Raw genomic sequence first — 22,972 nt, 5'->3', positions numbered from 1 at the left:
CGAACCTGCGTGAGCCGTGCGCGTCATCGGTGACGCGTGGCTGGAGTGCCAGGATTCGAACCTGAACCGACTGAACCAAAATCAGCCGTGCTGCCCTTACACCACACTCCAGTGGTGCGCCCGGGGCGCTCTCTCCATCGAGCTACGGGCGCTCGCCCCGCGTTCGGCGCGGGATCGTTCCCTCGGCGAGATTCGAACTCGCATCTACCGGTTCCTAGGGCCGGTGCCTCTGCCAGTTGGGCCACGAGGGATTGTCTGTGTGTGCTCGACGAGCCACATCCGCGTGCCAGGGCGCCCCGTACACAGAAAAGGGGTCACTCCCGGCGCTTGCCGCGAAGTGACCCCTGTCTCAGGTCTGCTCGATATCGAGACCTCAGAGGCCGCTCCCGGAGCGTGCGAAGCACATGGCCGATAGCGCGGCACGGCTGCGCCGGACACCACGCGGCGACGACTGTCGCTCTCGCACGGTTTGCCCGATCATGTGCCTGGTCCCTTCGGTTTCCGCCTGTGCGGCGGTCGATTTCGTCGGGTTCGACGCTAACACCCGAAATCGGTACGCGAAACCCATTTTCACGTGGTGTCGCGACGTTTCTGCCGAGGCCGGCGCCGGGACACCGCGGCGGCGACGATCCGCCGCGTGTGAAATCATGGTCAGCAACTCGACCGCAACGTTGCCGGAACGGACAAATCGGGCATGATGGCAGTCATGAACTTCGATCGGACCACCGCATGCAGGTAACCGCACTGATCTGGGTGATCACTATCGTGGTGATCCTCGGCCTGTTCGTCTTCGATTTCTTCGCCCATGTGCGCACCCCGCACGACCCGACCTTCAGGGAATCGGGATTCTGGTCGGCCGTCTATATCGGCATCGCGCTGCTGTTCGGCGGATTCGTCGCCTGGAAATGGGGCAGCACCTACGCGGGGGAGTACTACGCGGGTTTCGTCACCGAGAAAGCACTCTCGGTGGACAACCTGTTCGTCTTCCTCATCATCATGACCACCTTCGCGGTGCCGAGGATCTACCAGCAGAAAGTGCTGCTGATCGGCATCGTGCTCGCGCTGGTCATGCGCGGCGCCTTCATCGCCGTCGGCGCGGCCGCCATCAACGCCTTCAGCTGGGTCTTCTATCTGTTCGGGGCCTTCCTCATCTTCACCGCGGTCAAATTGCTCAAGGACAGCGGTCACGAGGTCGAGGTCGAAGAGAAACGCGACAGCAGAATCGTCGCGTTGGCGAAGAGGATTCTGCCCACCACCGACGAATACGACGGCGACAAACTCGTCACCCGTATCGACGGCAAGCGGGCGGTCACACCGCTGCTGCTGGCGCTGCTCGCGATCGGATTCGCGGATCTGCTGTTCGCGCTCGATTCCATTCCGGCGATCTACGGCCTGACCGAACAGCCGTATCTGGTGTTCACGGCGAACGCCTTCGCGCTGATGGGTCTGCGTCAGCTGTACTTCCTGATCGGCGGATTGCTCGACCGGTTGGTGTACCTGTCCTACGGCCTCTCCGCGATCCTCGCGTTCATCGGCGCCAAACTGGTGCTGCACGCGCTGCACGAGAACACGCTGCCGTTCATCAACGGCGGTGAACACATCTCGGTACCGGAGATCTCGACCCCGGTCTCGCTCGGGGTGATCCTCGGCATCCTCGTCGTCGCCACCGTCGCGAGCCTGATCAAAACGCGCGGTGGTGTGAGCGCACCCCCGCAGGCCTGACCTCCGGGAAACGAACAGCCCCTCGATCGTCGCGATCGAGGGGCTGTGTTCGTCTGTCGGATCAGGAGGCGAACGCGCCCATCACCGGGAGCCACTCGACCGTGCGCACCGCGTCGACGAGGCCCGCACGGGCGAACGGATCCTGGGTCAGCAGATCCTTCAGCGCGGCCTCGTCCTCGGCCCGGAAGATCAGCAGCGCGCCCGAGCCGTCCGGGTACGGGCCGCTGCTGAGCAACGTGCCCGCGTCCACCAGGCCGAACAGCCAGCCACGATGGTCGCCGCGATGGATGTCCCGGTTCGCGAGGGTGGCCTCGGAATATGTGTAGTGAACGGCGAAGATCGGCACGGGTGATCGCTTCCTGTCTCAGAGGTTCAGCAGCATTCGAGTATTGCCGAGGGTGTTCGGCTTCACATAACTGAGGTCGAGGAATTCCGCGACGCCGGTGTCGTAGGACCGGCACATCTCGGCGTAGACCTCGGCGGTGACCGGGGTGCCGTCGATTTCGGCGAAGCCGTGCCTGCTGAAGAAATCCACCTCGAAGGTCAGCACGAACAGCCTGCTCAGCTCCAATTCCCTGGCCACGGTGATCAGGCGTTCCACGATGAGTCTGCCCACACCGTGGCCCTTCACATCGGGGTGCACCGCGACCGTGCGGACCTCACCGAGATCGGCCCACAGCACGTGCAGCGCGCCACAGCCGACGATCCGGCCCGCCAGTTCGGCGATCCAGAACTCCTGCACCGCCTCGTACAGTGTGACCAGGCTCTTCTCCAACAGGATCCGGCCCGCGTAGACGTCGACGAGGCGCTTGATATCGGGGATGTCGGAGGTTCGCGCGCGTCGCACTACCGGGATGACAGGCTGCGCGGCGGGTGTCGCGCCCGGATATGCGTCGCTGGTCGAACCACCCTGTGGTCCCCGAGAGGTCATGGGGTGCACAGTAGTCGGCCCGGTTACCGATAGTCTGATCGTGTGCCGCACATCCTGTCGTTCCGCTCACCGCATCGCGCCGGGCATGACGACCGGGCGCGAAACGGCGCGGGACACGTGGTCGAAGGGGGGCTTGTCGGCGCGAGAGCGGGGGCGCCCGTGTGCGTCGCCGTGCCGGAGCCGAGCTTCGGCGAGGCGAGGGCATGAGCGTGCAGCCGGAAGAAATCGACCGTCAGCGGTACGCGGTCCCGGTGCGTCCGGCACTCGCGCCGGGGCAGGCCGAACCGGCGGCGGTCCCGCTGATGAATATCGCGAACATCCTCACGATGGCGCGGATCGCGATCGTTCCGCTGTTCGTACTGGCCCTGTTCGCCGGCGACGGCCACGAGACCGGCTGGCGGATCACCGCGGCGGCGCTGTTCGGTATCGCCGCCATCACCGATCGTTTCGACGGGCAACTCGCGCGCAAATACGGTCTGGTCACCGATTTCGGCAAACTCGCCGACCCCATCGCCGACAAGGCGCTGATCGGGTCGGCGCTGATCGGGCTCTCGGCGCTCGGTGACGTCCCCTGGTGGATCACCCTGGTGATCTGCGGGCGCGAGATCGGTATCACCCTGCTGCGATTGGCCGTGGTTCGCCGCGGTGTCATCCCGGCCGGGCGCGGGGGCAAATTGAAGACACTGGTGCAATCGCTCGCGATCGCGATGGTGCTGCTGCCGCTGTCGGGCGCCGCCGCCACCGCGGGAACCGTCCTGATGTACGCGGCGCTGGTCCTGACCGTCGTGACGGGCCTGGACTACATCGGGCAGGCCGCGCGCGTGTGGTTCGCGGGCGCGTCGCACTCGCGCGGGCGATGACCGATCCGCTCACCGCCGCGGCGCCCGCCGCCGAACTGGTGCGCGCGCTCATCGACGCCGACGAGACCGTCGCCACCGCCGAATCGTTGACCGCGGGCCTGGTGGCGGCGACCATCGCCGGGGTTCCCGGCGCGAGTGCGGTGCTGCGGGGCGGGCTCGTGGTCTACGCCACCGATCTCAAACACAGCCTCGGCGGCGTCGACGCGGATCAGTTGGCGGCCGAGGGTCCGGTGTCGGCGGGCACGGCGCGACAGTTGGCGGCCGGGGCGCGTACCGCGTGCGAATCGGACTGGGGGATCGGTCTGACCGGCGTCGCCGGACCGGATTCACAGGACGGTCATCCGGTCGGCACCGTCTTCCTCGGGCTGTCCGGTCCGCGGAATGCCGAGGTGATTCGGTTGCGCCTGTCCGGTGACAGGTGGACGATCAGACTCACCGCGACACAGATCGCGGTACGGGAACTGCTCCGGTGCGTCCGGGGTTGACTCGTCGTCGCCGAGTTCATCGTGACGGGAACCAACCGACCCTCGTCCGACGTTGTGCCAGAAAGAACGGTGCGCGCCGCGCGTTGGCCCGGTGACTGCCCCAGTGGTGATCGCCCGAAGCGGTGATCGCCCGAGGTAAAGGAGAACGAGATGACGCTGCTGCGAGAGGCAATCGGGGACAGTCTGCGGCGTGCGCGTCTCGCCCAGCATCGAACCCTGCGCGAGGTGTCCACCTCGGCGCGGGTCAGCCTCGGCTACCTGTCCGAGGTCGAGCGCGGCCGCAAGGAGGCGTCGAGCGAACTGCTCGCCGCGATCTGCTCGGCCCTGGACGTGCCGCTGTCGCGCGTGCTCTGGGATGTGAGCACGATCATGGCCGGAGCCGACGGTCTGCCCGCCGACGAGGCCGCCGCGGTGCCGGTGGACGCCGAGCAGTCGGTCGGCGCGGGGGCCGCGCAGGGACCCGCCGTCGAACCGGCTCCCGCCGCCGAGCCTGAACCCGCGCTCGCCCCCGCGAGCGCGAGCATGTCGGTCGATTCGGGTCTCCCCGCCGAATCCGCGCCGGTGGAGCCGGGGCGTTCCTCGGGGCCGTCGCGTATCGCGGAGAAGACCAGGATCGTTATCCCGGCGCCGAAGTCGGACATGCTGGTCCTGGTGAAGAGCAACTGACGCCCGATCGACGTGCCAACGCTGCGGTCCGATGCGAAAAACGGATAGATTCTCCAGTAGGCGTCCGTCGGGTCGGTTCGTCCGCTCGACGGGCCACATGGTGGAGGATAGGCACAACTGGTGCGTGACGGTCGCGCACCGGAGCCGCTAGAAGCGGTGCATCAGATGGAGGCGGGATCAATCGATGGCTAATCCGTTCGTCAAGGCCTGGAAGTACCTGATGGCCCTCTTCGACTCGAAGATCGAGGAGCACGCGGATCCGAAGGTGCAGATTCAGCAGGCTATCGAGGAAGCTCAGCGCCAGCATCAGGCCCTTTCGCAGCAGGCCGCGTCGGTCATCGGCAACCAGCGTCAGCTGGAGATGAAGCTGAACCGGCAGCTCGACGAGGTCGAGAAACTCAACGCCAACACGCGCCAGGCGGTCCTGCTCGCCGATCAGGCGTCCACGGCGGGAGATACCGAGAAGGCGATCCAGTACACCAACGCGGCCGAGGCGTTCGCCGCGCAGCTGGTCACCGCCGAACAGTCGGTCGAGGACCTGAAGGTGCTGCACGACCAGTCGCTGCAAGCCGCCGCTCAGGCCAAGAAGGCGGTCGAGCAGAACGCGATGCTGTTGCAGCAGAAGGTCGCCGAGCGCACCAAACTGCTGAGCCAGCTCGAGCAGGCCAAGATGCAGGAGCAGGTCTCGGCCTCGTTGCAGCAGATGGATTCCACGCTCTCGGCTCCTGGCACCACCCCGAGCCTGGACGCGGTCCGCGAGAAGATCGAGCGCAGGTACGCGAACGCGCTCGGCTCGGCCGAGCTGGCCCAGAATTCGGTGCAGGGCCGCATGATGGAAGTCCAGCAGGCCAGCGTCCAGATGGCGGGCCATAGCAAACTGGAGCAGATCCGCGCCTCCATGCGCGGTGATTCGCTGCCCGCCGGCGACGGCCAATCCGCCATCAATCCCGCGCAGCCGCAGGCGAACCCGGCGCAGCCGCAGATGAACAAGGGCCAGACCGCTCAGCAGTAGGCGGCAGGTACGGCGGTAGAGGACGGTTCGGCATGCGACCTGACACGAGTCGGCAGCCCGGACCGTCGACGCCCTCGTCGGATCGCCCGCCCGATCCGATGGGGTCTCCCCACCGCGGCACCGGAAAATCGGTCATGATGGAACCGGGTGTCAGCGAGGTGCAGGGATGAGTCGCAGAAAATCACAGCACATGCCCGTGGTGGCGTACCCGGGCGTCAACTCCGTGTCGTCGTCCGGATTACCGGACACGTTGCGTGGTATGGGTGAACACGCGCTGGTCGCGGTGCGCCGCTGGGCCGATCCGCGGGAACGCGAATTGCGCAAGCGCCGCCGGGCCCGCCGCCGCAGTTTCCAGCTGGGCACCGTATCCGGTCTGACCACCGCGGGAGCCGTTGGCCTCGTGGTCATTTCGGCGCCCGCCTGGGCGGTGGTGTTCTTGAGCGGCGGCGCCGTCGCGCTGGTCACCGGCACCGCGCTGAGCGCTCGGCGCTATCTGCGCTTGCGGGGGACACCGCTGCCGCATCCGGTGTTCGTGCCGCGCAAACAGCCGCCCCCGCGTTCCGCGGCGCGGGCCCCGATCGCCCGCTTGGTCGGCGCGGAGCGCGCGCTGCACGGTTTGATCGCGCATCTGGGCGCGTCGAATCGACTGCCCCGTGAAGAACTCGTCGACATGGTCGAGACCGCGAATTCCGGCGCGGCCGCCCTGCACGCGCTCGGCGTCGATATCGCCCAGATGGAGAGCGCCCTCGGCGTGGTCGGCCGGAACAATCCGCAGGCGGCCGAGGCGTTGACGGCGAACGTCCGCTTCGCGCTGACGCGGCTGGAATCGGGCATCGTCGAATACGAGCAGGTCGTCACGGCCGCGGGTGCGATTCTCGCGGTACCCGAGAGCACCGTTGTCGCCTACAGATTCGACGGCATCGTCGCGGATCTGCGGCACGCGGCCGATCGCCTGGACGGCTGGGCGCAGGCATTGGCCGAGGTCGCCGATCGGCCTGTCATCGCGACCGCCGAACCGCCGCGAGGGTACTCGGGATAGTCGTCCGGCGTACTACGGGCATACGAGCCGAATTCTTCGCGGGGGCTCACGAAACTATTTCGCGGAATGCCGTGCGGGAGAAATCCGAATTGTTCTCGGAAAAGTGCAGGCCATCGTTCGTATGGCGTCAGGGCTGACCGGAATTACGGCTGCCAGAATTCGTGGACGAATGGCGCCGGATATCCGAGGTCATCGATCGCTCGCGAAGAGGTAGGTCCCTCTCTGGGCGAGGAGTCGGTCGGAACTATCGAATGGTGTATCGGAATTGTGCCGCGAGCGTACTTCCGCCCCCGGCGGTACATATGCACCGCCGGGGGCGCGTTCGCGGCGGTTCGACCGGTCGACTGGCGCGGCGCTGCGGGAACCGTGACAGATATTTCGGTGAACCGGTGGAGACGGGGCCGCCGGTATCTCTACCGGCGCAGGGTAATAGGTGGGCGTATATCAACGGAAGTGTTGCCGCGGCGCGAATTCGTACCCACGCGTCGATCGAGGTATTACTCGACCGCGATTCGTGGTACCGCCCGGCACACTCCGTTCCGGTGTGATGCGGATATGTCAAAAGGGGTTCCTGAAGTAGTCGATAAAGCGATTGATTCACACCCTGCGGCCGTGGATCTCGGCCGTTGGGGAACATTCTGACAGTCGCCGAGTTTTGTAGCAACGGTTTCCGGGAATTCGCTCGCTTCGATCTTGGAACCGACCGGATGGTAGCTGCGCCCGCCCTGGTGAACGCCCCGCTACCGTTCGGTAACCCCGATTCGGGGCCGTAAAGCCCCTTTGACGCTCGCTCGGGCGGGGAACCTGCGAGTAGGGGTGAACCCTGATTTGCACCCGGATATCGGTGGTGAGCTGGTGATTTACGTACCCGACGCTGCCAGCATGGAGGTGACGGACCACCGAACGGCGGATCGTCGGAGACTTCAGGAGGCTGAAATGCTGTGGAAGATAATCGGTGTCGTCGCGGTCGTCTGGATCGTGCTCACCCTCGTCGGTGCGCTGATCAAGGGACTGTTCCCGATCCTGGTGATCAGCGTCGTGGTGTTCGGCCTGTACCTGCTGTACAAGGCGATCTCGGGGTCGGACAACTCGAGCGTCTCGAAGCTGTAGTGCGCGAATACACTGCGGGATAGGCGCTTTCCGGCCGGGTGCGGGCCACCGGCTAACGGCTCCGTCCAGGTTGCTGCCCGCCGTCGGATCGGCTCCGGCGAGTTCGCTGGGCGGAGAAGGCCGCCGCGAGTGGCGGTCTCGCCGCGTCGGTCCGGTCCGTTGATTACGCCGGAAGTCCATTCGTCACTGCTTGAATGGGGAACCGTGGACCAAGTACCCGAGGACTGGCAGCGCGGGCTCGTGATCGTCGCGCATCCCGACGATATCGAATACGGAGCCGCGGCCGCGGTCGCCCGCTGGACGGGCATGGGAAAAGATATTCGCTACGTACTCGTGACGAGCGGTGAGGCCGGAATGGCCGGAGTGCCGCCCGCCGAGGCGGGTCCCCTGCGCGAGGCCGAGGAGATCGCCGCGGCCGAGGTGGTCGGCGTGCGCGAGGTCGAATTCCTCGGCTACCCCGACGGACGCGTACAGGAGACGTTGGCTCTGCGCCGTGATCTCGCCGCCGCGATCCGTCGCCATCGCCCGGAGATGGTGGTGCTGTTCCACTTCGGTGACATCTGGGCTCCCGGATACGTCAACAGCGCCGATCACCGCGCCGTCGGCCGGGCCGGACTGGACGCGATCTCCGACGCGGGCAACGAATGGATATTCCCGGAGTTGTCCGATCCGACGCCGTGGTCGGCCCGGTACGCCGCGGTGGTCGGCCCGAACGCCACCCACGCGGTCGACGTCACCTCGACGATCGACCTGGCGGCGGCCTCGCTGGCCGCGCATCGCAGGTACCTGGAGATCCTGAGCGAGGAACCCGTCGAATCCCAGGTGGGCGCGATCATCGAGATGGCGACGAGCCCGAAGGAGGGATTCCCCGCGGCGCGTGCGGTCGGTTTCGAGCTGTACCACTTCGGCGGCTGAGTTGCCCTCCGAGTTCGCGCTCCGATGCCCGGAGGGCGGGTGCCGTCACCGCCGGGACCGGTGTGGCAGGCTGGGCGAATGCGTGTTGCCGTAGTCGCCGGGCCTGACCCCGGGCATGCGTTTCCGGCGTTGGCGCTGTGCGAGCGGTTCCTGGCTGCCGGGGACGATCCGGTGCTGTTCACCGGACCGCGATGGTTCGACACCGCCAAGAACGCGGGGATCGCGGTACGCAGACTCAAAGGTCTGGCTCCGCGCGCGACCGATGACGACGCCGATGCCGGGCAGCGCATCCACGAACGCGCCGCGCATATCTCGACCGAGATCTTGCCCGATCTGAGCGCGATGCTGCCCGAGTTGGTGGTGTCGGACGTGCTGACCGCGGGCGGTGGCCTCGCCGCCGAACGGCTCGGGGTGCCGTGGGTGGAACTGTCCCCGCATCCGCTCTATCTGCCGTCGAAGGCGCTGCCGCCCATCGGCAGCGGGCTCGCCGTCGGCGAGGGAATGCGCGGACGGATGCGCGACGGTGTGCTGCGCACCATGACCGCCCGCGCGATCCGCAACGGGCAACGCCAGCGCGAGGAGGCCAGGCGGACGGTGGGTCTGCCCGCTACCGACCCCGGTCCCGCCGCACGGCTCATCGCCACCATTTCCGCCATCGAGCTGCCACGTCCGGACTGGCCCGACAACGCCCACCTGATCGGCCCGCTGTTCTGGGAGCCCACCGAGGAGATCCTCGCGCTGCCGCCCGGTGACGGTCCGGTCGTCATGGTCGCCCCGTCCACCGCGCACACCGGCGTCGCGGGAATGGTCGAGACGGTGCTGGAGGCCCTCGACGGCACCGGCGTCCGTCTCGCGATCTCCATGCTCGACACGCCACCGGCCGATCTGCCCTCGTGGGCCACCGCGGGCCTGGGTCGTCAGGACGAACTGTTGATCCACGCCGCCCTCACCATCGGTGGCGGCGGCCACGGACTCCTCACGAAATCCCTGATCGCCGGGGTTCCGATCATCACCGTCCCCGGTGGCGGGGACCAGTGGGAATTGGCCAACAGGGCGGTCCGCCAGGGCAGTTCGATCCTGATCAGGCCGTTGACCGCCGACGCGGTGCGGGCGGCCGTGCTCGCGATACTCGACGACCCGCGATACACGGCGGCGGCCCAGCGAGCGGCACAGAGCGCGGGCGAGGTCTCCGACCCGATCGCCCTCTGCCACGGCGTCGTCACCACGGCCGACCACCGCTGACCGGGTTCCCGCGCGTGGCCGGTAGTTCCTGTCGCGACCGCCGGAGGACGAACCGGATCTCTGTCGGCGGCGGATACCCCGCGGCCGCCGAGTTCGAGTGCCACGGTGGTCCAGCGACGCGGTGCGGGTCGGAGGCCGAAGGCGGACGCGAGTATCTTGAAAACGGTGCGGTTGACCGAATTCCAGGAACTGTTGCATACCGAGTTCGGGGTGGCGCGCGGCGACGCCCTGCTCAACGACCATTCGATTCTGTCTCTCGGGCGTACCGGGGCGGACGCGATCGAGGCCGGTGTCGACCCGCGTGAGGTCTGGCGGGCGCTGTGCGCCGAATTCGATGTGCCGCGGGTGCGGTGGTGACGAGACGGAGCGCGGAGGCAGGAGCCGACGAGCGATGACGAGAATCCCCGGGCGAACGCGATGACGGCGGACCCGCGCGCGTACGCCTTCGATGAACGACAGCGGATGATCCCCGCCGATCCCCAGGCGCTGGCGGCGCGGGTGGCGGCCGCCGTGCCCGGTGATTTCGCGGACTACCGGCGCACCGGTATCGAGTTGATGCTGCTCGGTCGGTACGAGGAGGCGCTCGACCATCTCGATCGGGCGCTGGAGACCGTCGACACCGAGACCCGCGCCATCACGGTGTGGATCAACCTCGCCGATGTCTATCGGTACCGGGGCGACGCCGTCACCGCGATCGCGCTGTACTGCCGCGCGGTGGACGCGGCGCGGGATCGCGCGCCCGAGGTGCTCTCGACCGCGGTGCAGCATCTGGGCAAGGCCCTGGCCGAACAGGGCGACACCGAGGCCGCGCGGGCGCTGCTGCGAGAGGCGCTGGGCCTGCGGGTCGCCGAGGGCGATCCGGAATCGATCGAATCGGCCAGGATCGCGTGGGAAACCGTCGAGAACGCGCGGATACCGCTGCCGCCGATGATCGCGGCACTGTTCGGTGCGAACCCGGAGTTCTCCGACGACCACGAGGGAATGAGCGGCGGGGTGGTGCGCGTGAACGGCACCTTCTGGATGAAGCGCGGTCCACGCGCCGTCGCGGAGTACGCCCGTCTGAACTGGTTGCGCGACAGTGGAATTCGGGTACCGGATATCGCCGCGTTCGAATCGGACGTTCTCGTTCTCGCCGACGCGGGAGTGCCGAGCCTGGCGGCGGGCTCGGCGCGTCGAGTCGATGACATGGCGGAGCTGTCCGAAGAGGGAGGAGCCGTGTCGCGGCGGGCCGAATCGGTCGGCGCGACCCTCGGCACGCTGTTGCGTGACCTGCACGCCCTCCCGACGGAGGGGTGCCCGTTCGACGGCGGGCTGGACGCGACGCTCGCGTCCGCGCGCCGCAATGTGCTCGAGGGACTGGTCGATTCCGGCGATTTCGATGACGACCACGCGGGGAGCACGCCGGAGGATCTGCTGCGCCGACTGGTCGCCGAACGCCCCGACGAGTCGGATCTCGTTGTCACGCACGGTGATTTCACCCCGGCCAATGTGCTGGAGGGCGGAATCCTGATCGATGTGGACCGTCTCGGCGTCGCGGACCGGTACCGCGACCTGGCATTGGCCGAACGCGACCTGCGCGAGGATTTCGGCGCCGCGGCGGTGGACGCGTTCTTCGCCGCCTACGGACTCGCCGACCCTGACCGGCGGCGATCGGACTACTACCGCCTGGTGGACGAATTGTTCTGATCCCTCCTGCCCCGCCGTGACGCCGCGACATGATCTCGGCCGCGTCACTTGACTCGAACATCTGTTCGTTTAAGCTGGGCGCCGGAACTTGTCGGTGCCGCCCTCTAATGTGGGCGCCAACCAAAGAACGAGACTTCACCCGGCGAAAAGGGGATCAGGACATGGCACCACAGGCGTACGACCGCGACAAGGCGCTCGAACTGGCGCTGGCCCAGGTCGAGAAGAGTTTCGGCAAGGGCGCGGTCATGCGGCTGGGCGAGGAAGCCCACCAGCCGATCTCGGTGATCCCGACCGGTTCCATCGCCCTCGACGTCGCCCTCGGCATCGGCGGCCTGCCCCGTGGCCGCATCGTCGAGATCTACGGTCCGGAATCCTCGGGTAAGACCACCGTCGCCCTGCACGCCGTCGCCAATGCCCAGACCGCGGGCGGTGTCGCCGCCTTCATCGACGCCGAGCACGCGCTCGATCCCGACTACGCGCGCAAACTCGGTGTCGATACCGACGCGCTGCTCGTCTCCCAGCCCGATACCGGTGAGCAGGCCCTCGAGATCGCGGACATGCTGATCCGTTCCGGCGCCATCGACATCATCGTCATCGACTCCGTCGCCGCCCTGGTGCCGCGCGCCGAGATCGAGGGCGAGATGGGCGACAGTCACGTCGGCCTGCAGGCCCGCCTGATGAGCCAGGCCCTGCGCAAGATGACCAGCGCCATCAACAATTCCGGCACCACCGCCATCTTCATCAACCAGTTGCGCGAGAAGATCGGCGTCATGTTCGGCTCGCCGGAGACCACGACCGGTGGTAAGGCGCTGAAGTTCTACGCCTCGGTGCGCCTGGACGTGCGCCGTATCGAAACCCTCAAGGACGGCACCGACGCGGTCGGCAACCGTACCCGCGTCAAGGTCGTGAAGAACAAGGTGTCGCCGCCGTTCAAGCAGGCCGAATTCGACATCCTCTACGGCCACGGCATCTCCAAGGAGGGCTCGCTCATCGATATGGGCGTCGAGCACGGCTTCATCCGCAAGTCCGGCTCCTGGTACACCTACGAGGGCGACCAGCTGGGCCAAGGCAAGGAGAACGCCCGCAAATTCCTGCTCGAGAACATCGATATCCGCGACGAGGTCGAGAAGAAGATCAAGGAGAAGCTGGGTATCGGCGCCGTGGTGACGGCGGAGGCCGGCGCCGAGGTCCCCGCGGAATTCTGATCCGGGGCCGACCATGAGCACAGCGTCCTCGGAGACCGGTCCGGGTGCGGGGCGGTCGAACGGACCTGGCTCACGCCCGGCGGCGACCGATCCCATCTCGGAGATGCGCAGGCGTCTGGCCGAACTCGGTGTCGCCGAGGAGACGATCCCTTCCCGTACGGGCGGGTGGGAACAACGACCAGTCCGGTCGGCCGAAGGTGGTTCGGGCGATCAGGACTTCGCGGGCGCCCGGTCGAGCGAACCCGATCCGCAGCGGGGACGCTCGACCGGGGCCACCGCTCGCGCGGGTCGCTCACGGGGTCGCCGAGCGCGATTCACGACAGAGGACTCCCGGACGGCCGCCGAGGGAGGAACCGGCGGCCGACGGGGGGATCCGGTGGCGGCCGGATCCGAGCGCGGTGCCGAGCGCACCCCGCAGGGCGGGACGGTCGAGCAGGCGAAGGACGCGTGTCTTCGCCTGCTCGCTGTCCGTGCTCGCAGCCGCGCCGAACTCGCACGGCGTCTGGCGGAGAAGGGCTACACCGAAGAGATCGCCGATCTGGCACTGGCACGTCTCGCCGAGGTGGGGCTGATCGACGACGCGGCCTTCGCCGAACAATGGGTGCAGTCCCGCCACACGTTCTCAGGTAAGGGCAGGCAGGCCCTCGCCCAGGAACTGCGCCGCAAGGGCGTCGCGCGGTCCGATGCCGAACCTGCCCTCGAGGCGATCTCCTCCGACGACGAGACGGCCCGTGCCACCGAGTTGGTCCGGCGCAAACTCCGCACCATGCCCCGGGATCTCGACGCCGACAAGACGGTGCGCCGCCTGGTCGGCATGCTGGCCCGCCGCGGGTACAGCAGCGCCACCGCCTTCACCGTCGTGAAAGCCGAACTCGCCGGGATCGAATCGGCCGACGAGTTCGACTGATCGACAGCGGGCTCAGGGGTGGGCCGATGCTTGACGGAGTACTTCCAGTCCCTGATGCAGACGCTCGAACAGCAACCGGTGGTCCATGCGCGGCTCGTTGTCGGGCTCGTGGACGAAGACCTCGGGCGCCAGGAGTTCGCGCAGTCTGTCCTGCACGCCTTCTCCATACCCCTGCCGGAAGGTGTCCATGTCGAAATGGTGCTCGGCCCGCACGGTGGCGATGACGCAGTGGTCGTCCTCGATGACCAGCCCGGCCTCGATCGCCTTCGCCTCGAGGGTGTGGTCGTTGTAGTAGCAGTAGACGATCTCGGCCGAGATCGTGTCGCTCACATACATCTCGCCGTCGGTGTAGACGGCGCGGGCCCGCAGGCCGTCTCCGATCATCACCGACGAGTCCGGGCCCGAATCCGTGAACACGTTCCGCACCGTCACCGATCCGGTGACGAGGAACGGGGCCACCACCCGCAGGTCGCCCGCGACGACCAGATCCCCGTGGTGGAAGAACGGCTTCCCGACGCGGGTGTCCTTGTCGAGTTCGAGCCGGGAACCGGGCGCGGTCAGTGTGCGCCTGCACAATTCCATGACGATCCATCGATCGTCCGGGGGCACGGTCCTGTGCACCAGTGCGGCGAATTCCGGCCAGGAACCGGTCTCGGCCCCCACCAGATTCGCCAGCCATCGGGGGTCGAGATCCTCCGCGCGCAGCGCTGTCGCCGCCGCCCGCAACGCGTCGAGATCCGGCGCTTCCTGCGCGGCCTTCGCCATGTCCGTCATGCCCGACACCATAGAGCAGTGCGACGACGATTCCGCACGGTACGGCAGTATCCGCCCCCGCTGCCGGGGCGCTCGAAATGGGTTGTGGCTGTATCGAACTCTCGGGCCGCGCGAATCCCGTACGCGCGGCCCGAGGGAATTGTGAGGGGGCCGATGGAGGGGGCGGCGCCGCTTGCTTTACTGATCGGGATCGCGGCGCGGCGCCCCTATCGATCGCTGTCCGGCTCTCGCGCATCCTGTGAACGACCGCGCGTGCTACGCACGCGTCCATATCATGGATGAACATCGTTGGGAGAGAGGCGATTCGGATGATCATGAGAGATCGAACTCCAGTTAGGGATGCCTTGCCTAACCATCCGGCCCTCGGATAGTCTCGTGACCGTTCTCGATGTGCAGGTGGAGTCCTATGTCACGACCCGCCACCGGTTTTCCGCGCACAGCCGAAAGACCACACGGACCGCGGCCTGCGGCGCGCCTCGCGAAGGGAGATTTCAGGATGTCGTCTGCGGTGGACAGCACTGTGCGTCCGCTCGAGATCCGGACGCTCGGCCCGAGATCGCGGACCCTTCTGCACGAGCTCGGGACGACGCTGGCCGCGGCATACGGATCGCTGTCCAATCCTCGCTGTAGGCAAGCGATCTCGGCGTTCGCCGCGAATATGGACGGCGAGTTGCGCGAGAAGATCCGCCCACCGGCGACCGACAGCGGCATCTGCGTGGTCCGCGGCCTGTTCGTCGACGAGCGCTCGCTGGGCCGCACCCCGCCCATCTGGTCGGCCGTCGACGAGGCCGCGAGCTTGCCGACGGACCTACAGATGCTGTTGCTCGGCAGTATGATCGGCCGTCCCTTCGGCTGGCGCGGTCAGCAGGAAGGGCGGCTGGTGAACAATGTCATGCCCGCGCGCGGCTACGAGAACGTGCAGACCGGGGCGAGCAGTTCGCTGCTGCTGAGTCCGCACACCGAGGACGCCTTCCATCCGCATCGCTCGCATGTATTCCTGCTCAGCTGTATTCGCAATGTGGACGCGGTGGCGACGACCATCTCCTCGGTGCGCGATGTCGAACTCTCAACCGCCGATCGCGCGACACTCCTGCGCCCGACCATTCCGATCATGCCCGATCTCACCTACGGGGATATGGAACGGTGGGGCCCCGCCGGACCGATTCCGACACTGTGGGAACGGTCGGACGGGCTGTGTCTGCGCTACGACCCGGACTTCACGCCGTGGACCGAGGCCGACCCGGAATATCAAGCGGCATACCGGCGATTGAGCCAGGAACTCGAGCGTGTCGGCAGGCGTGTCGTGCTCGAACCCGGTGATGTCGCCATCGTCGACAACGACGTGGTTGTGCACGGACGAGTTCCGTTCACGGCGCGTTTCGACGGCACCGATCGGTGGCTGAAGCGGGTGAATATCGCCATGCCGGATAGGCCCCGTCCGGTCACGGAACTCGACGAGAACGGATACGGTCAGCAGGTCGAATATCTCTGTTTGGAGTCGAAATGACTGACATGCCGCTGCGCGTGCTCTCGCGTAATGATCTGGTAGATATCGCCATAACCCCCGCCGAAGTGATCGCCTCCGTGCGCGATGTTTATGTGACCCTCGCACAAGGGCACTCGCGCAATCCGGCCAAGATCGCGCTACCGGTTCCGGATCGGGATTCGATCTCGTATTCGATGCTCGGCTACGACGGTTCGAGGAAGGTCGTCGCCTTCAAGACCTCGTACAAACAGGAGAAGGGGCGTGGTGAGAAGAACTACTACACGACCATCACGCTCTACGACGACGAGACCGGCGCTCCCATCGCGCTGATGGACTGCGCCAGGATCGGCGCGTTGCGCACACCGGCGGCCACCGCGCTGCTCGCCGAGGCGAGCGCCGCGCCGACCGCGCGGTCGGCGCTGCTGATCGGAACCGGCACCCAGGGACGCCAGGCGCTGCCGTATCTGCTGTCGGTATTGCCCGATCTGGACCACCTGATGCTGTACGGAACCCACGAGGCCGGGATCGCCGCGGTACTGGAGGTATTCGCCGGGCATCACCCGGACCGCACGATCGAGATCGTCACCGATCCGTACGGCGCGGCCGGCGAGGCCGATATCGTGCTGGCCGCCTCGGGTCCGGCCACCGAGGTCAAGATTCGGACGAATTCGCTCAAACCCGGCGCGGTGCTGGTCGACGTGGGATACGGCGTCGCCGATTCGGCCCTGCTCGACTCCGACTACGCCATCGCCACCAGCGCGAGCCAGTTGGCCGTCACCGGAAAGTATCTGGCGGATTCGGACGGATCACTGCGACCGGTGGACGCCGAACTGCCGTACATACTTGCGGGCACCGGGTTCGGCCGTAAAACACCCGAGGATCGGGTATTCGCCTACAACAGCGGTCTCGTCGTCACCGATATCGCCGTGGGACACGCATTGGCCACCCGCGCCATCGAAGCGGGCCGTGGACAGGAGCTACGACTGTGGAAGTGACACAGGCCGCCCACCCGCTACCGGCGCGTGAGCCGGAGTGGGTGCGGCGCGTCTACGCCGACCCCACCGCACTCGGCGATATCGCCGAAGCGGTGGGCGGCGGCCCTTTTCATGTGCTGCATCCCGACCAGTTCACCGCGAACCTGGCGGGATTCGTCGACGCCATGGTCACCGCGGGCGTGGACGGCAAGGTCTACTTCGGCAAGAAGGCCAACAAGGCCGCGTGCTGGCCGCGTGCCTGCGCGGGTGCCAACGCCGGGGTGGATGTCGCGAGCGCGCCGGAATTGGTGCACGCCTTGGCGAATGGGGTTCGCGGCGAGGATCTGGTGGTGACCGGGCCCGCGAAGACCGATGATCTGCTGTGGCTGGCGGCCCGCCATCGCGGTCTGATCGCGGTCGATGCGCTCGACGAACTGGAGCGGCTCGTCGCGATCGCCGACGCGGCCGACCCCGTCCGCATTCTGCTGCGCGTGCTCCCGGCCTCGAATCCCCACAGCCGCTTCGGATTCGACGACGCCGAGCTGGCGCTCGCGCTGGATCGGTGCGTGGAACATCGCGCCCGAATCACGATGGAGGGATTCTCCTTCCATCTCACCGGCTACGCCGTCGCGCCGCGCGCCTGGCAGGCGTCGGACGTGATCGACCGGTGCCTGGCGGCACGGGCGCGGGGCCTGGCGGCCACGTCGGTCTCGATCGGCGGCGGATTCGCGGTGGATTACGTCGACGAGACCGCGTGGCAGGAATTCCTGCGCGACTACCGCGACGATTGGTTCCATACCGGGAAGAAGTTCAGCGGGTTCTATCCGTATCACGCCGATCCCGCGGGCGGCGAGATGCTTTCGGCGATTCTGGCCAGTTCGGTGGCATCGCAGCACGCCGATCTCGCGGCCAAGTTCGTGCAGACCGAGACGCGATTACTGATCGAGCCCGGCCGCGCGATGCTCGACGGCTGCGGTTTCACGGTATTTCCCGTTCTCGGATACAAACAACGCGAGGAATACGGTTTCATCACCGCGTCGGGGCTGAGTCTGAGCCTGTCCGAACAATGGTTCGCCAGCGAATACCTGCCGGACCCGTTCCTGTGGCCGCAGCGCGGTACAGGTGTGCCGACCAGTGCCTGTGTCGGCGGATCCAGTTGTCTGGAAACCGATATGTTGTCCTGGCGCAAGATTCGGTTCGATCGCGTTCCGCACCGGGGCGATCTGCTGATCTATCCGAATACCGCCGGATACCAGATGGATTCGAACGAATCGGAATTCCATCAGCTGGAATTGCCGCCGAAGATCGTCGTGACGACCACGTCGGACCGCATCGGCTGGCGATGGGAATCCGCGCGGCGCGGAGGAATGTGATCATGACCGTTGACGACGTGGCGCGTACGACCGACGACAGCACCGATCGCGGTGATCGGGCCGTCGGCACGCGGTCGGAGAACATCGTCGGCAGCGTCTCCGACCTGGTCGGGCGCACGCCGCTGATCGAACTGTGCCGGACGGGGTCGGGCTCGCGCCTGTTGCTCAAACTCGAGCAGTTCAACCCGACGGGTTCGGCGAAGATCCGCATGGCCAGGCAGATGGTGCTCGACGCCGAACGCGACGGCCGGTTACCACCCGGCGGACACATCATCGAATCCACCTCGGGAAATACCGGCCTGGGGCTCGCGGTGATGGCGGCCGAGCGCGGCTACCGTTTCACCGCCGTGGTGGACAACCACGCCGCCAAGGACAAATTGCGCGCGATGGCGGCCATGGGCACCCGCCTGGTGTACGTGGCCGATACCAGCGACGACGGTCCGAGCGCGACCGCGCGCGAAGAACACGCCGCCGAACTCGCCGAGGCCGAGGACGGCGCCTACTTCTTCGACCAGCACAACAACCCGAGCAACGCGCGGGGGTACCACGCGCTCGCCCACGAACTGCGCACCGATCTGAACTCCGACGTCGACTATCTGGTCAGCTCGGTGGGGACGGGCGGTTCGCTGTTCGGTACCGCGCGCGAACTACGTCGTCTCGGGTCGTCGGTGACGGTGATCGGTGTCGAACCCGTGGGTTCCATCGTCTTCGGCGGTCCCGGCGGACCGTACTGGCAATCGGGAACGGGCACGCCGCCCGGTGGGGAGATCGGCAGCACGATCGACTACGAACTCCTCGACGAGGGGGTTAAGGTATCCGATGTCCACGCGTTTGCTACGGCACGTGTGGTGGCGCGGCGCAACGGACTCATGCTCGGCGGTTCGGTCGGTGGCGCGGTCTATATTGCGATGCGACTGCTCCGCGAAATACCTTCCGGTAGCACGGTGGTCACGATCGCGTGCGACGGAGGCGAGAAGTATCTCGATACGATCTTCAACGACGAGTGGATGCGTGACAAGGATTTGCTGAGTCCGGCCGCAGAGGGAGAGGTTCGACAATTGCTGGATGAATACGCCCGCGAGGTCTCGTCGGCCTCGGATCCGCGGCAACCGGGTAGGCCGACGCAGGCATGACCATCGCCCTCGGTGTGCGTGAGAGTCGGCCGCTGATCGCCCTCGCCGCGCCCATTGCCGGTATCCAACTCGCCCAGGTCGCCCTGACCACCACCGACCTGGCGATGATGGGTCTGCTCGGGGTCCAGGCCATCGCCGCGGGCGGGCTCGCACTGACCCTCTACAACCAGATCCGCACCATGTGCGTTGGCGTCGTCACCGCCGTCGGCAATCTCGTCGCCGCCGCGGTGGGGCGTTCGGAGGCGCGCGCGGGTACCGATCACCTCGACCAGCGCGCCCATACCGAGATCCGCCAGATCGTGCGCGCGGCCTTCCTGGTCGCCACCGTCGTCGGTCTGCTCGCGGGCGGTGTTCTCACCGCGTTGAGCTACGCCCTCGTATGGTTCGGCCAGGACCAGGTCATCCTCGAACTGGCCCGCCCGATGATGATCGCGCTCGCGTTCGGTCTCGTGCCCATGCTGTGGCTCAACGTGCTGCGCCAATTCGCCGTCGGCATGCGGAGACCGGGTTCGCTGCTGTGGGTCACCATCGCCTCGATCGGTATCAACGCCGCCCTCAACGGCGCGTTCATCTACGGTTGGCTCGGCCTGCCGGTCCTCGGGCTCACCGGCATCGGTGCGGCCACGTCGTTCGTCAATCTGCTGACCTTCGGCGCGTTCTTCCTCATCGTCCGCCGCGACCAACATCTCGCGCCCCTGCTGTCGATCCAGGCCTGGCATGCCGATATGGGCACGGTCCGCGAAATTCTGCGCCTCGGGATCCCGATCAGTCTCACCTACGGCTCCGAGGCCGGGATCTTCTCCGTCGCGGTCCTCATCATGGGCAGTTTCGGTGCGGCCGCGCTGGCCGCCCACAATGTCGTCATCCAACTGACCTATATCGTCTTCCAGGTCACCATCGGACTGTCCCACGGTTCATCGATCCTGGTCAGCCGGGTGGTCAGCAAGGGAGATCTCGACGAGGCCAAGCGCATCTCGCGCACCGCCCTCACCCTCGGCGGGATCGTCATGGGCGTGGTAGGCGCGGTGTACCTGGTGGCGCCGGAACTGGTCCTGCGACCGTTCCTGGACAGCGACGAGGCCGCCGAGGTGATGCCGCTGGCGCGGGCGCTGCTGCTGGTCGCGGTCGTCCAGCAGTTCATGGACTGCGCGCAGAACATCGGCGTCGGACTGTTGCGCGGTCTCGGTAACACCAAGAGCGGGTTCCGCATCACGCTCATCGGCTACTGGGCCGTGGGGCTGCCGGTCCTGCTGGTCTTCGCCTACGGATTCGGGCTCCGCGGGCCGGGGGTATGGCTCGGCCTGTGCGCGGGCCTCGCGGTTACCGCGGTGCTGCTGCTGCGGCGGTTCGACCACGACCTGCGCGCGTTACGGCCGGAACCGGAGCGACGGGGAACCGTCACCGCTCAGCCGGGCTCGCCGTAGAGTTTCTCGCCCGCCAGAAAACGTCGCTCCAGATCGCCGAGGATTTCGCGGACCGTATCCAGATCCAGATCCGACAGACGCTTGAACCGGATACACGATTTGCCGCACGAGACCTTCCCCAACCGGTCCGCGTACACCTCGGCGATGTAGCGCCCGTCCTGGAGCGCCGAAATATACAGCGATACATAGTTCTTCCGAGCCGCCAGCGATACCACCGGCCAGTCGGAGGGCTTCTTCATACTCTTGCTCTGATAGGGGATCAGGCCGTAACCGAGCATGCTCGCGCCCATGGATCCGATCAGCACCGGCTCGAAGGCGGGCGCGCTCGCCCGGATGATCGCGTCGAGCTCGCGCAATTCCTCGGCCTTCGGCCCGGCCGCCGCCAGGAATTCCTCCAAGGCGGCCGCGTCGATGCTCATCGGTCGACGCTCATCGTTTGGTCACGATGTCCACGCCGGGGGCGGCGTCGGTGAGCACCGAATCGGCGGCGAGCACGGCGCCGCCCCTGATCCGCCGCCTGGCACGCAACCGTTGCTCCAGCTTCGTCGCGGTGAAGGACAGCGAACTGTTGAGGATGATCATGATGACCGCGACGACGATCAGCGCCGGGATGATGTTCTGCTCCGACGCGCCGAGTTGCTTGCCCTCGCGGACGATCTCGCCGTAGGTGATCTGATAGCCGAGCGCCGTATCCTTCAGCGCGACAACCATTTGCGAGATCAGCGCGGGCAGCATCGCGGTGACCGCCTGCGGCAGCAGGATCAGACGCATCAGCTGGTTCTTGCGCAGGCCGAGTGCGACGGCGGCCTCGCTCTGTCCCTTGGGCAGCGAGCGGATGCCCGCACGGACGATCTCGGCGATGACCGACCCGTTGTAGATGGTCAGCGCGACGACCACCGCGGCCAGCGCCAGATCGTCGGATTTGAAGACTTTGTACTCGGAGAAGATGGCGAACAGGAAGATCATCAGGATCAGCACCGGGATGGCCCGGGAGAATTCGACGATCGCCCCGGCCACGATGCGCACCCACCGATGTTCGGAGAGCCGCAGGATGCCGAAGATCATGCCCAGTACCAGCGCGAAGACGATGGAGAGCACCGCGGCGACGATGGTGCCCTTCAGGCCGGGCAGCAGGTAGGTCTCCCAGACGTCGGAGTCCAGGAAGGGCTTCCACTTCTCGGCGGCGAACTGTCCCTGCTCGTCGAACGCCCGGTACAGCACGAATCCGACCGCGATGATCACCGCGGCCACCAGCGCCGAGATGATGTTGTTGCGCAGCCGCGCGCGGGGCCCCGGCGCGTCGAAAAGTACGGATGCGCCTGAGCTCATCGGGCCACCTCGAATCGCTTGGCGAGCCAGCCGAACAACAGGCCGGCGGGGAGGGTCAGACAGACGAAGCCGAGGGCGAAGATGGCGCCGATCGCGATGATGGCGGCCTCGTTCTCGTTCATCTCGGCCATGAGGTAGGCCGCCTCGGCGACGCCGATGGCCGAGGCGATCGTCGAATTCTTGGTGAGCGCGATGAACACGCTGCCCAACGGGGCGATCACCGATCGGAAGGCCTGCGGCAGCACCACGTAGCGCAGATTCTGAGCGAAGCTGAAACCGAGCGAGCGGCCCGCCTCGGACTGGCCGAGCGCCACGGTGTTGATACCCGAGCGCAGCGATTCGCAGACGAACGCGCCGGTGTAGACGCTGAGCCCGACGATGGCCCAGCGGTAGTTGTTGTCGGTGATCGAATCGCCCGCGAGCTCCCAGCCCAGCGTGAGGTAGAGACCGAGCGAGCAGAACAGGATGATCAGCGTCAGCGGGGTGTTGCGGAAGACGGTGACGTAGGCGGTGCCGAGCGCGCGAGCGACCGGAACCGGGGATACGCGCATCGCGGCGACCAGGGTTCCCAGGATCAGTGCGCCGACGGCGGAGAAGACGGTCAGCTGGATGGTCACCCAGAAGGCTTCCAGAATCCTGGTGTCGTATTCCGAGATCAGGTCGAACACGGTGGGCGTATCCCTCCGATCGGTATGGGGT

General features: G+C 66.8%; 24 protein-coding genes and 2 tRNA genes. 18 read left to right on the top strand and 8 right to left on the bottom strand.

Features of this window, described 5'->3' with window-relative positions; all coding sequences use genetic code 11:
* Positions 1 to 37 precede the first annotated feature (37 nt).
* Both OG225_RS23830 and OG225_RS23825 read right to left on the bottom strand, forming a co-directional pair.
* A tRNA-Gln gene (locus OG225_RS23830) sits at positions 38 to 111 on the bottom strand.
* A 66-nt stretch (positions 112 to 177) separates the two neighbouring features.
* A tRNA-OTHER gene (locus OG225_RS23825) sits at positions 178 to 251 on the bottom strand.
* Between the two features lie 478 nt (positions 252 to 729).
* Here OG225_RS23825 and OG225_RS23820 point away from each other — a divergent pair.
* On the top strand, positions 730 to 1,722 hold the full coding sequence (locus OG225_RS23820; protein WP_405177337.1) for a TerC family protein: 993 nt from the start codon (positions 730 to 732) through the stop codon (positions 1,720 to 1,722).
* 61 nt (positions 1,723 to 1,783) lie between these two features.
* On the opposite strand, the gene OG225_RS23815 is transcribed toward OG225_RS23820, so the two are convergent.
* Both OG225_RS23815 and OG225_RS23810 read right to left on the bottom strand, forming a co-directional pair.
* Positions 1,784 to 2,068, bottom strand: a complete 285-nt coding sequence (locus OG225_RS23815) for a YciI family protein (RefSeq protein ID WP_405177336.1) — start codon at positions 2,066 to 2,068, stop codon at positions 1,784 to 1,786.
* A gap of 18 nt (positions 2,069 to 2,086) precedes the next feature.
* Positions 2,087 to 2,653 carry an amino-acid N-acetyltransferase gene (locus tag OG225_RS23810; RefSeq protein ID WP_405177335.1) on the bottom strand — a complete coding sequence of 189 codons (567 nt, stop codon included), beginning with the start codon at positions 2,651 to 2,653 and terminating at the stop codon, positions 2,087 to 2,089.
* 203 nt (positions 2,654 to 2,856) lie between these two features.
* Here OG225_RS23810 and pgsA point away from each other — a divergent pair, with 203 nt between their 5' ends.
* The 12 genes from pgsA (at position 2,857) to recX (ending at position 13,780) form a co-directional block, all read left to right on the top strand.
* A complete protein-coding gene (gene pgsA / locus OG225_RS23805) occupies positions 2,857 to 3,513 on the top strand; it encodes a CDP-diacylglycerol--glycerol-3-phosphate 3-phosphatidyltransferase (RefSeq protein WP_405177334.1) in 657 nt (218 codons plus the stop codon).
* Positions 3,510 to 3,998, top strand: coding sequence for a CinA family protein (locus OG225_RS23800; protein ID WP_405177333.1), 489 nt, complete (start codon positions 3,510 to 3,512; stop codon positions 3,996 to 3,998). Before pgsA ends, OG225_RS23800 begins: the two co-directional genes overlap by 4 nt.
* 150 nt (positions 3,999 to 4,148) lie before the next feature.
* Positions 4,149 to 4,664 carry a helix-turn-helix domain-containing protein gene (locus OG225_RS23795; RefSeq protein ID WP_405177332.1) on the top strand — a complete coding sequence of 172 codons (516 nt, stop codon included), beginning with the start codon at positions 4,149 to 4,151 and terminating at the stop codon, positions 4,662 to 4,664.
* 184 nt (positions 4,665 to 4,848) lie between these two features.
* Positions 4,849 to 5,676 carry a PspA/IM30 family protein gene (locus tag OG225_RS23790; protein WP_405177331.1) on the top strand — a complete coding sequence of 276 codons (828 nt, stop codon included), beginning with the start codon at positions 4,849 to 4,851 and terminating at the stop codon, positions 5,674 to 5,676.
* Between the two features lie 166 nt (positions 5,677 to 5,842).
* Positions 5,843 to 6,715 carry a hypothetical protein gene (locus OG225_RS23785; RefSeq protein WP_405177330.1) on the top strand — a complete coding sequence of 291 codons (873 nt, stop codon included), beginning with the start codon at positions 5,843 to 5,845 and terminating at the stop codon, positions 6,713 to 6,715.
* Between the two features lie 936 nt (positions 6,716 to 7,651).
* Positions 7,652 to 7,825: a hypothetical protein gene (locus OG225_RS23780; RefSeq protein WP_405177329.1), complete on the top strand. Its 174-nt coding sequence runs from the start codon at positions 7,652 to 7,654 to the stop codon at positions 7,823 to 7,825.
* 204 nt (positions 7,826 to 8,029) lie between these two features.
* Entirely contained in the window at positions 8,030 to 8,740 is a 711-nt protein-coding gene (locus tag OG225_RS23775) for a PIG-L deacetylase family protein (protein ID WP_405177328.1), read from the top strand.
* Between the two features lie 78 nt (positions 8,741 to 8,818).
* Positions 8,819 to 9,982: a glycosyltransferase gene (locus tag OG225_RS23770; RefSeq protein WP_405177327.1), complete on the top strand. Its 1,164-nt coding sequence runs from the start codon at positions 8,819 to 8,821 to the stop codon at positions 9,980 to 9,982.
* A gap of 165 nt (positions 9,983 to 10,147) precedes the next feature.
* A complete protein-coding gene (locus tag OG225_RS23765) occupies positions 10,148 to 10,339 on the top strand; it encodes a DUF3046 domain-containing protein (RefSeq protein ID WP_109527568.1) in 192 nt (63 codons plus the stop codon).
* A 60-nt stretch (positions 10,340 to 10,399) separates the two neighbouring features.
* Positions 10,400 to 11,668: a phosphotransferase gene (locus tag OG225_RS23760; RefSeq protein WP_405177326.1), complete on the top strand. Its 1,269-nt coding sequence runs from the start codon at positions 10,400 to 10,402 to the stop codon at positions 11,666 to 11,668.
* 161 nt (positions 11,669 to 11,829) lie between these two features.
* Positions 11,830 to 12,873: a recombinase RecA gene (gene recA / locus OG225_RS23755; RefSeq protein WP_216907282.1), complete on the top strand. Its 1,044-nt coding sequence runs from the start codon at positions 11,830 to 11,832 to the stop codon at positions 12,871 to 12,873.
* Positions 12,874 to 13,249: 376 nt separating this feature from the next.
* Complete coding sequence (recX, locus tag OG225_RS23750) at positions 13,250 to 13,780, top strand: recombination regulator RecX (protein WP_405183351.1); 531 nt, start codon at positions 13,250 to 13,252, stop codon at positions 13,778 to 13,780.
* Between the two features lie 12 nt (positions 13,781 to 13,792).
* Here recX and OG225_RS23745 read toward each other — a convergent pair whose 3' ends face one another.
* The gene (locus tag OG225_RS23745) at positions 13,793 to 14,554 is read right to left on the bottom strand and encodes a hypothetical protein (RefSeq protein ID WP_405177325.1); all 762 of its coding nucleotides are present in this window, start codon (positions 14,552 to 14,554) and stop codon (positions 13,793 to 13,795) included.
* A 496-nt stretch (positions 14,555 to 15,050) separates the two neighbouring features.
* Here OG225_RS23745 and OG225_RS23740 point away from each other — a divergent pair, with 496 nt between their 5' ends.
* The 5 genes from OG225_RS23740 to OG225_RS23720 are packed head-to-tail and all read left to right on the top strand — an operon-like array spanning position 15,051 to position 20,944.
* Positions 15,051 to 16,061, top strand: coding sequence for a TauD/TfdA family dioxygenase (locus OG225_RS23740; protein WP_405177324.1), 1,011 nt, complete (start codon positions 15,051 to 15,053; stop codon positions 16,059 to 16,061).
* Positions 16,058 to 17,035 (top strand): ornithine cyclodeaminase family protein, encoded by a 978-nt coding sequence (locus OG225_RS23735; protein WP_405177323.1) that lies wholly within the window; start codon positions 16,058 to 16,060, stop codon positions 17,033 to 17,035. The genes OG225_RS23740 and OG225_RS23735 overlap by 4 nt, the downstream gene beginning before the upstream one ends.
* On the top strand, positions 17,026 to 18,387 hold the full coding sequence (locus tag OG225_RS23730; RefSeq protein ID WP_405177322.1) for a Y4yA family PLP-dependent enzyme: 1,362 nt from the start codon (positions 17,026 to 17,028) through the stop codon (positions 18,385 to 18,387). Before OG225_RS23735 ends, OG225_RS23730 begins: the two co-directional genes overlap by 10 nt.
* A 2-nt stretch (positions 18,388 to 18,389) precedes the next feature.
* Positions 18,390 to 19,520: a PLP-dependent cysteine synthase family protein gene (locus tag OG225_RS23725; protein ID WP_405177321.1), complete on the top strand. Its 1,131-nt coding sequence runs from the start codon at positions 18,390 to 18,392 to the stop codon at positions 19,518 to 19,520.
* Positions 19,517 to 20,944 (top strand): MATE family efflux transporter, encoded by a 1,428-nt coding sequence (locus OG225_RS23720; RefSeq protein ID WP_405177320.1) that lies wholly within the window; start codon positions 19,517 to 19,519, stop codon positions 20,942 to 20,944. Before OG225_RS23725 ends, OG225_RS23720 begins: the two co-directional genes overlap by 4 nt.
* On the opposite strand, the gene OG225_RS23715 is transcribed toward OG225_RS23720, so the two are convergent.
* The 3 genes from OG225_RS23715 to OG225_RS23705 are packed head-to-tail and all read right to left on the bottom strand — an operon-like array spanning position 20,926 to position 22,941.
* Positions 20,926 to 21,363 carry a DUF1801 domain-containing protein gene (locus OG225_RS23715; RefSeq protein ID WP_405177319.1) on the bottom strand — a complete coding sequence of 146 codons (438 nt, stop codon included), beginning with the start codon at positions 21,361 to 21,363 and terminating at the stop codon, positions 20,926 to 20,928. The two genes, OG225_RS23720 and OG225_RS23715, sit on opposite strands and share 19 nt — an antisense overlap.
* Before the next feature lie 10 nt (positions 21,364 to 21,373).
* Positions 21,374 to 22,273, bottom strand: a complete 900-nt coding sequence (locus OG225_RS23710; RefSeq protein WP_405177318.1) for an amino acid ABC transporter permease — start codon at positions 22,271 to 22,273, stop codon at positions 21,374 to 21,376.
* Positions 22,270 to 22,941 (bottom strand): amino acid ABC transporter permease, encoded by a 672-nt coding sequence (locus OG225_RS23705; protein ID WP_405177317.1) that lies wholly within the window; start codon positions 22,939 to 22,941, stop codon positions 22,270 to 22,272. Before OG225_RS23705 ends, OG225_RS23710 begins: the two co-directional genes overlap by 4 nt.
* Positions 22,942 to 22,972: the final 31 nt, after the last annotated feature.

The sequence above is a fragment of the Nocardia sp. NBC_01377 genome (assembly GCF_045040005.1).
Taxonomy (GTDB): Bacteria; Actinomycetota; Actinomycetes; order Mycobacteriales; family Mycobacteriaceae; genus Nocardia; species Nocardia noduli.
Note: the sequence above shows the minus strand (reverse complement) of the source record. Positions and strands in the feature narration are given on the sequence as shown.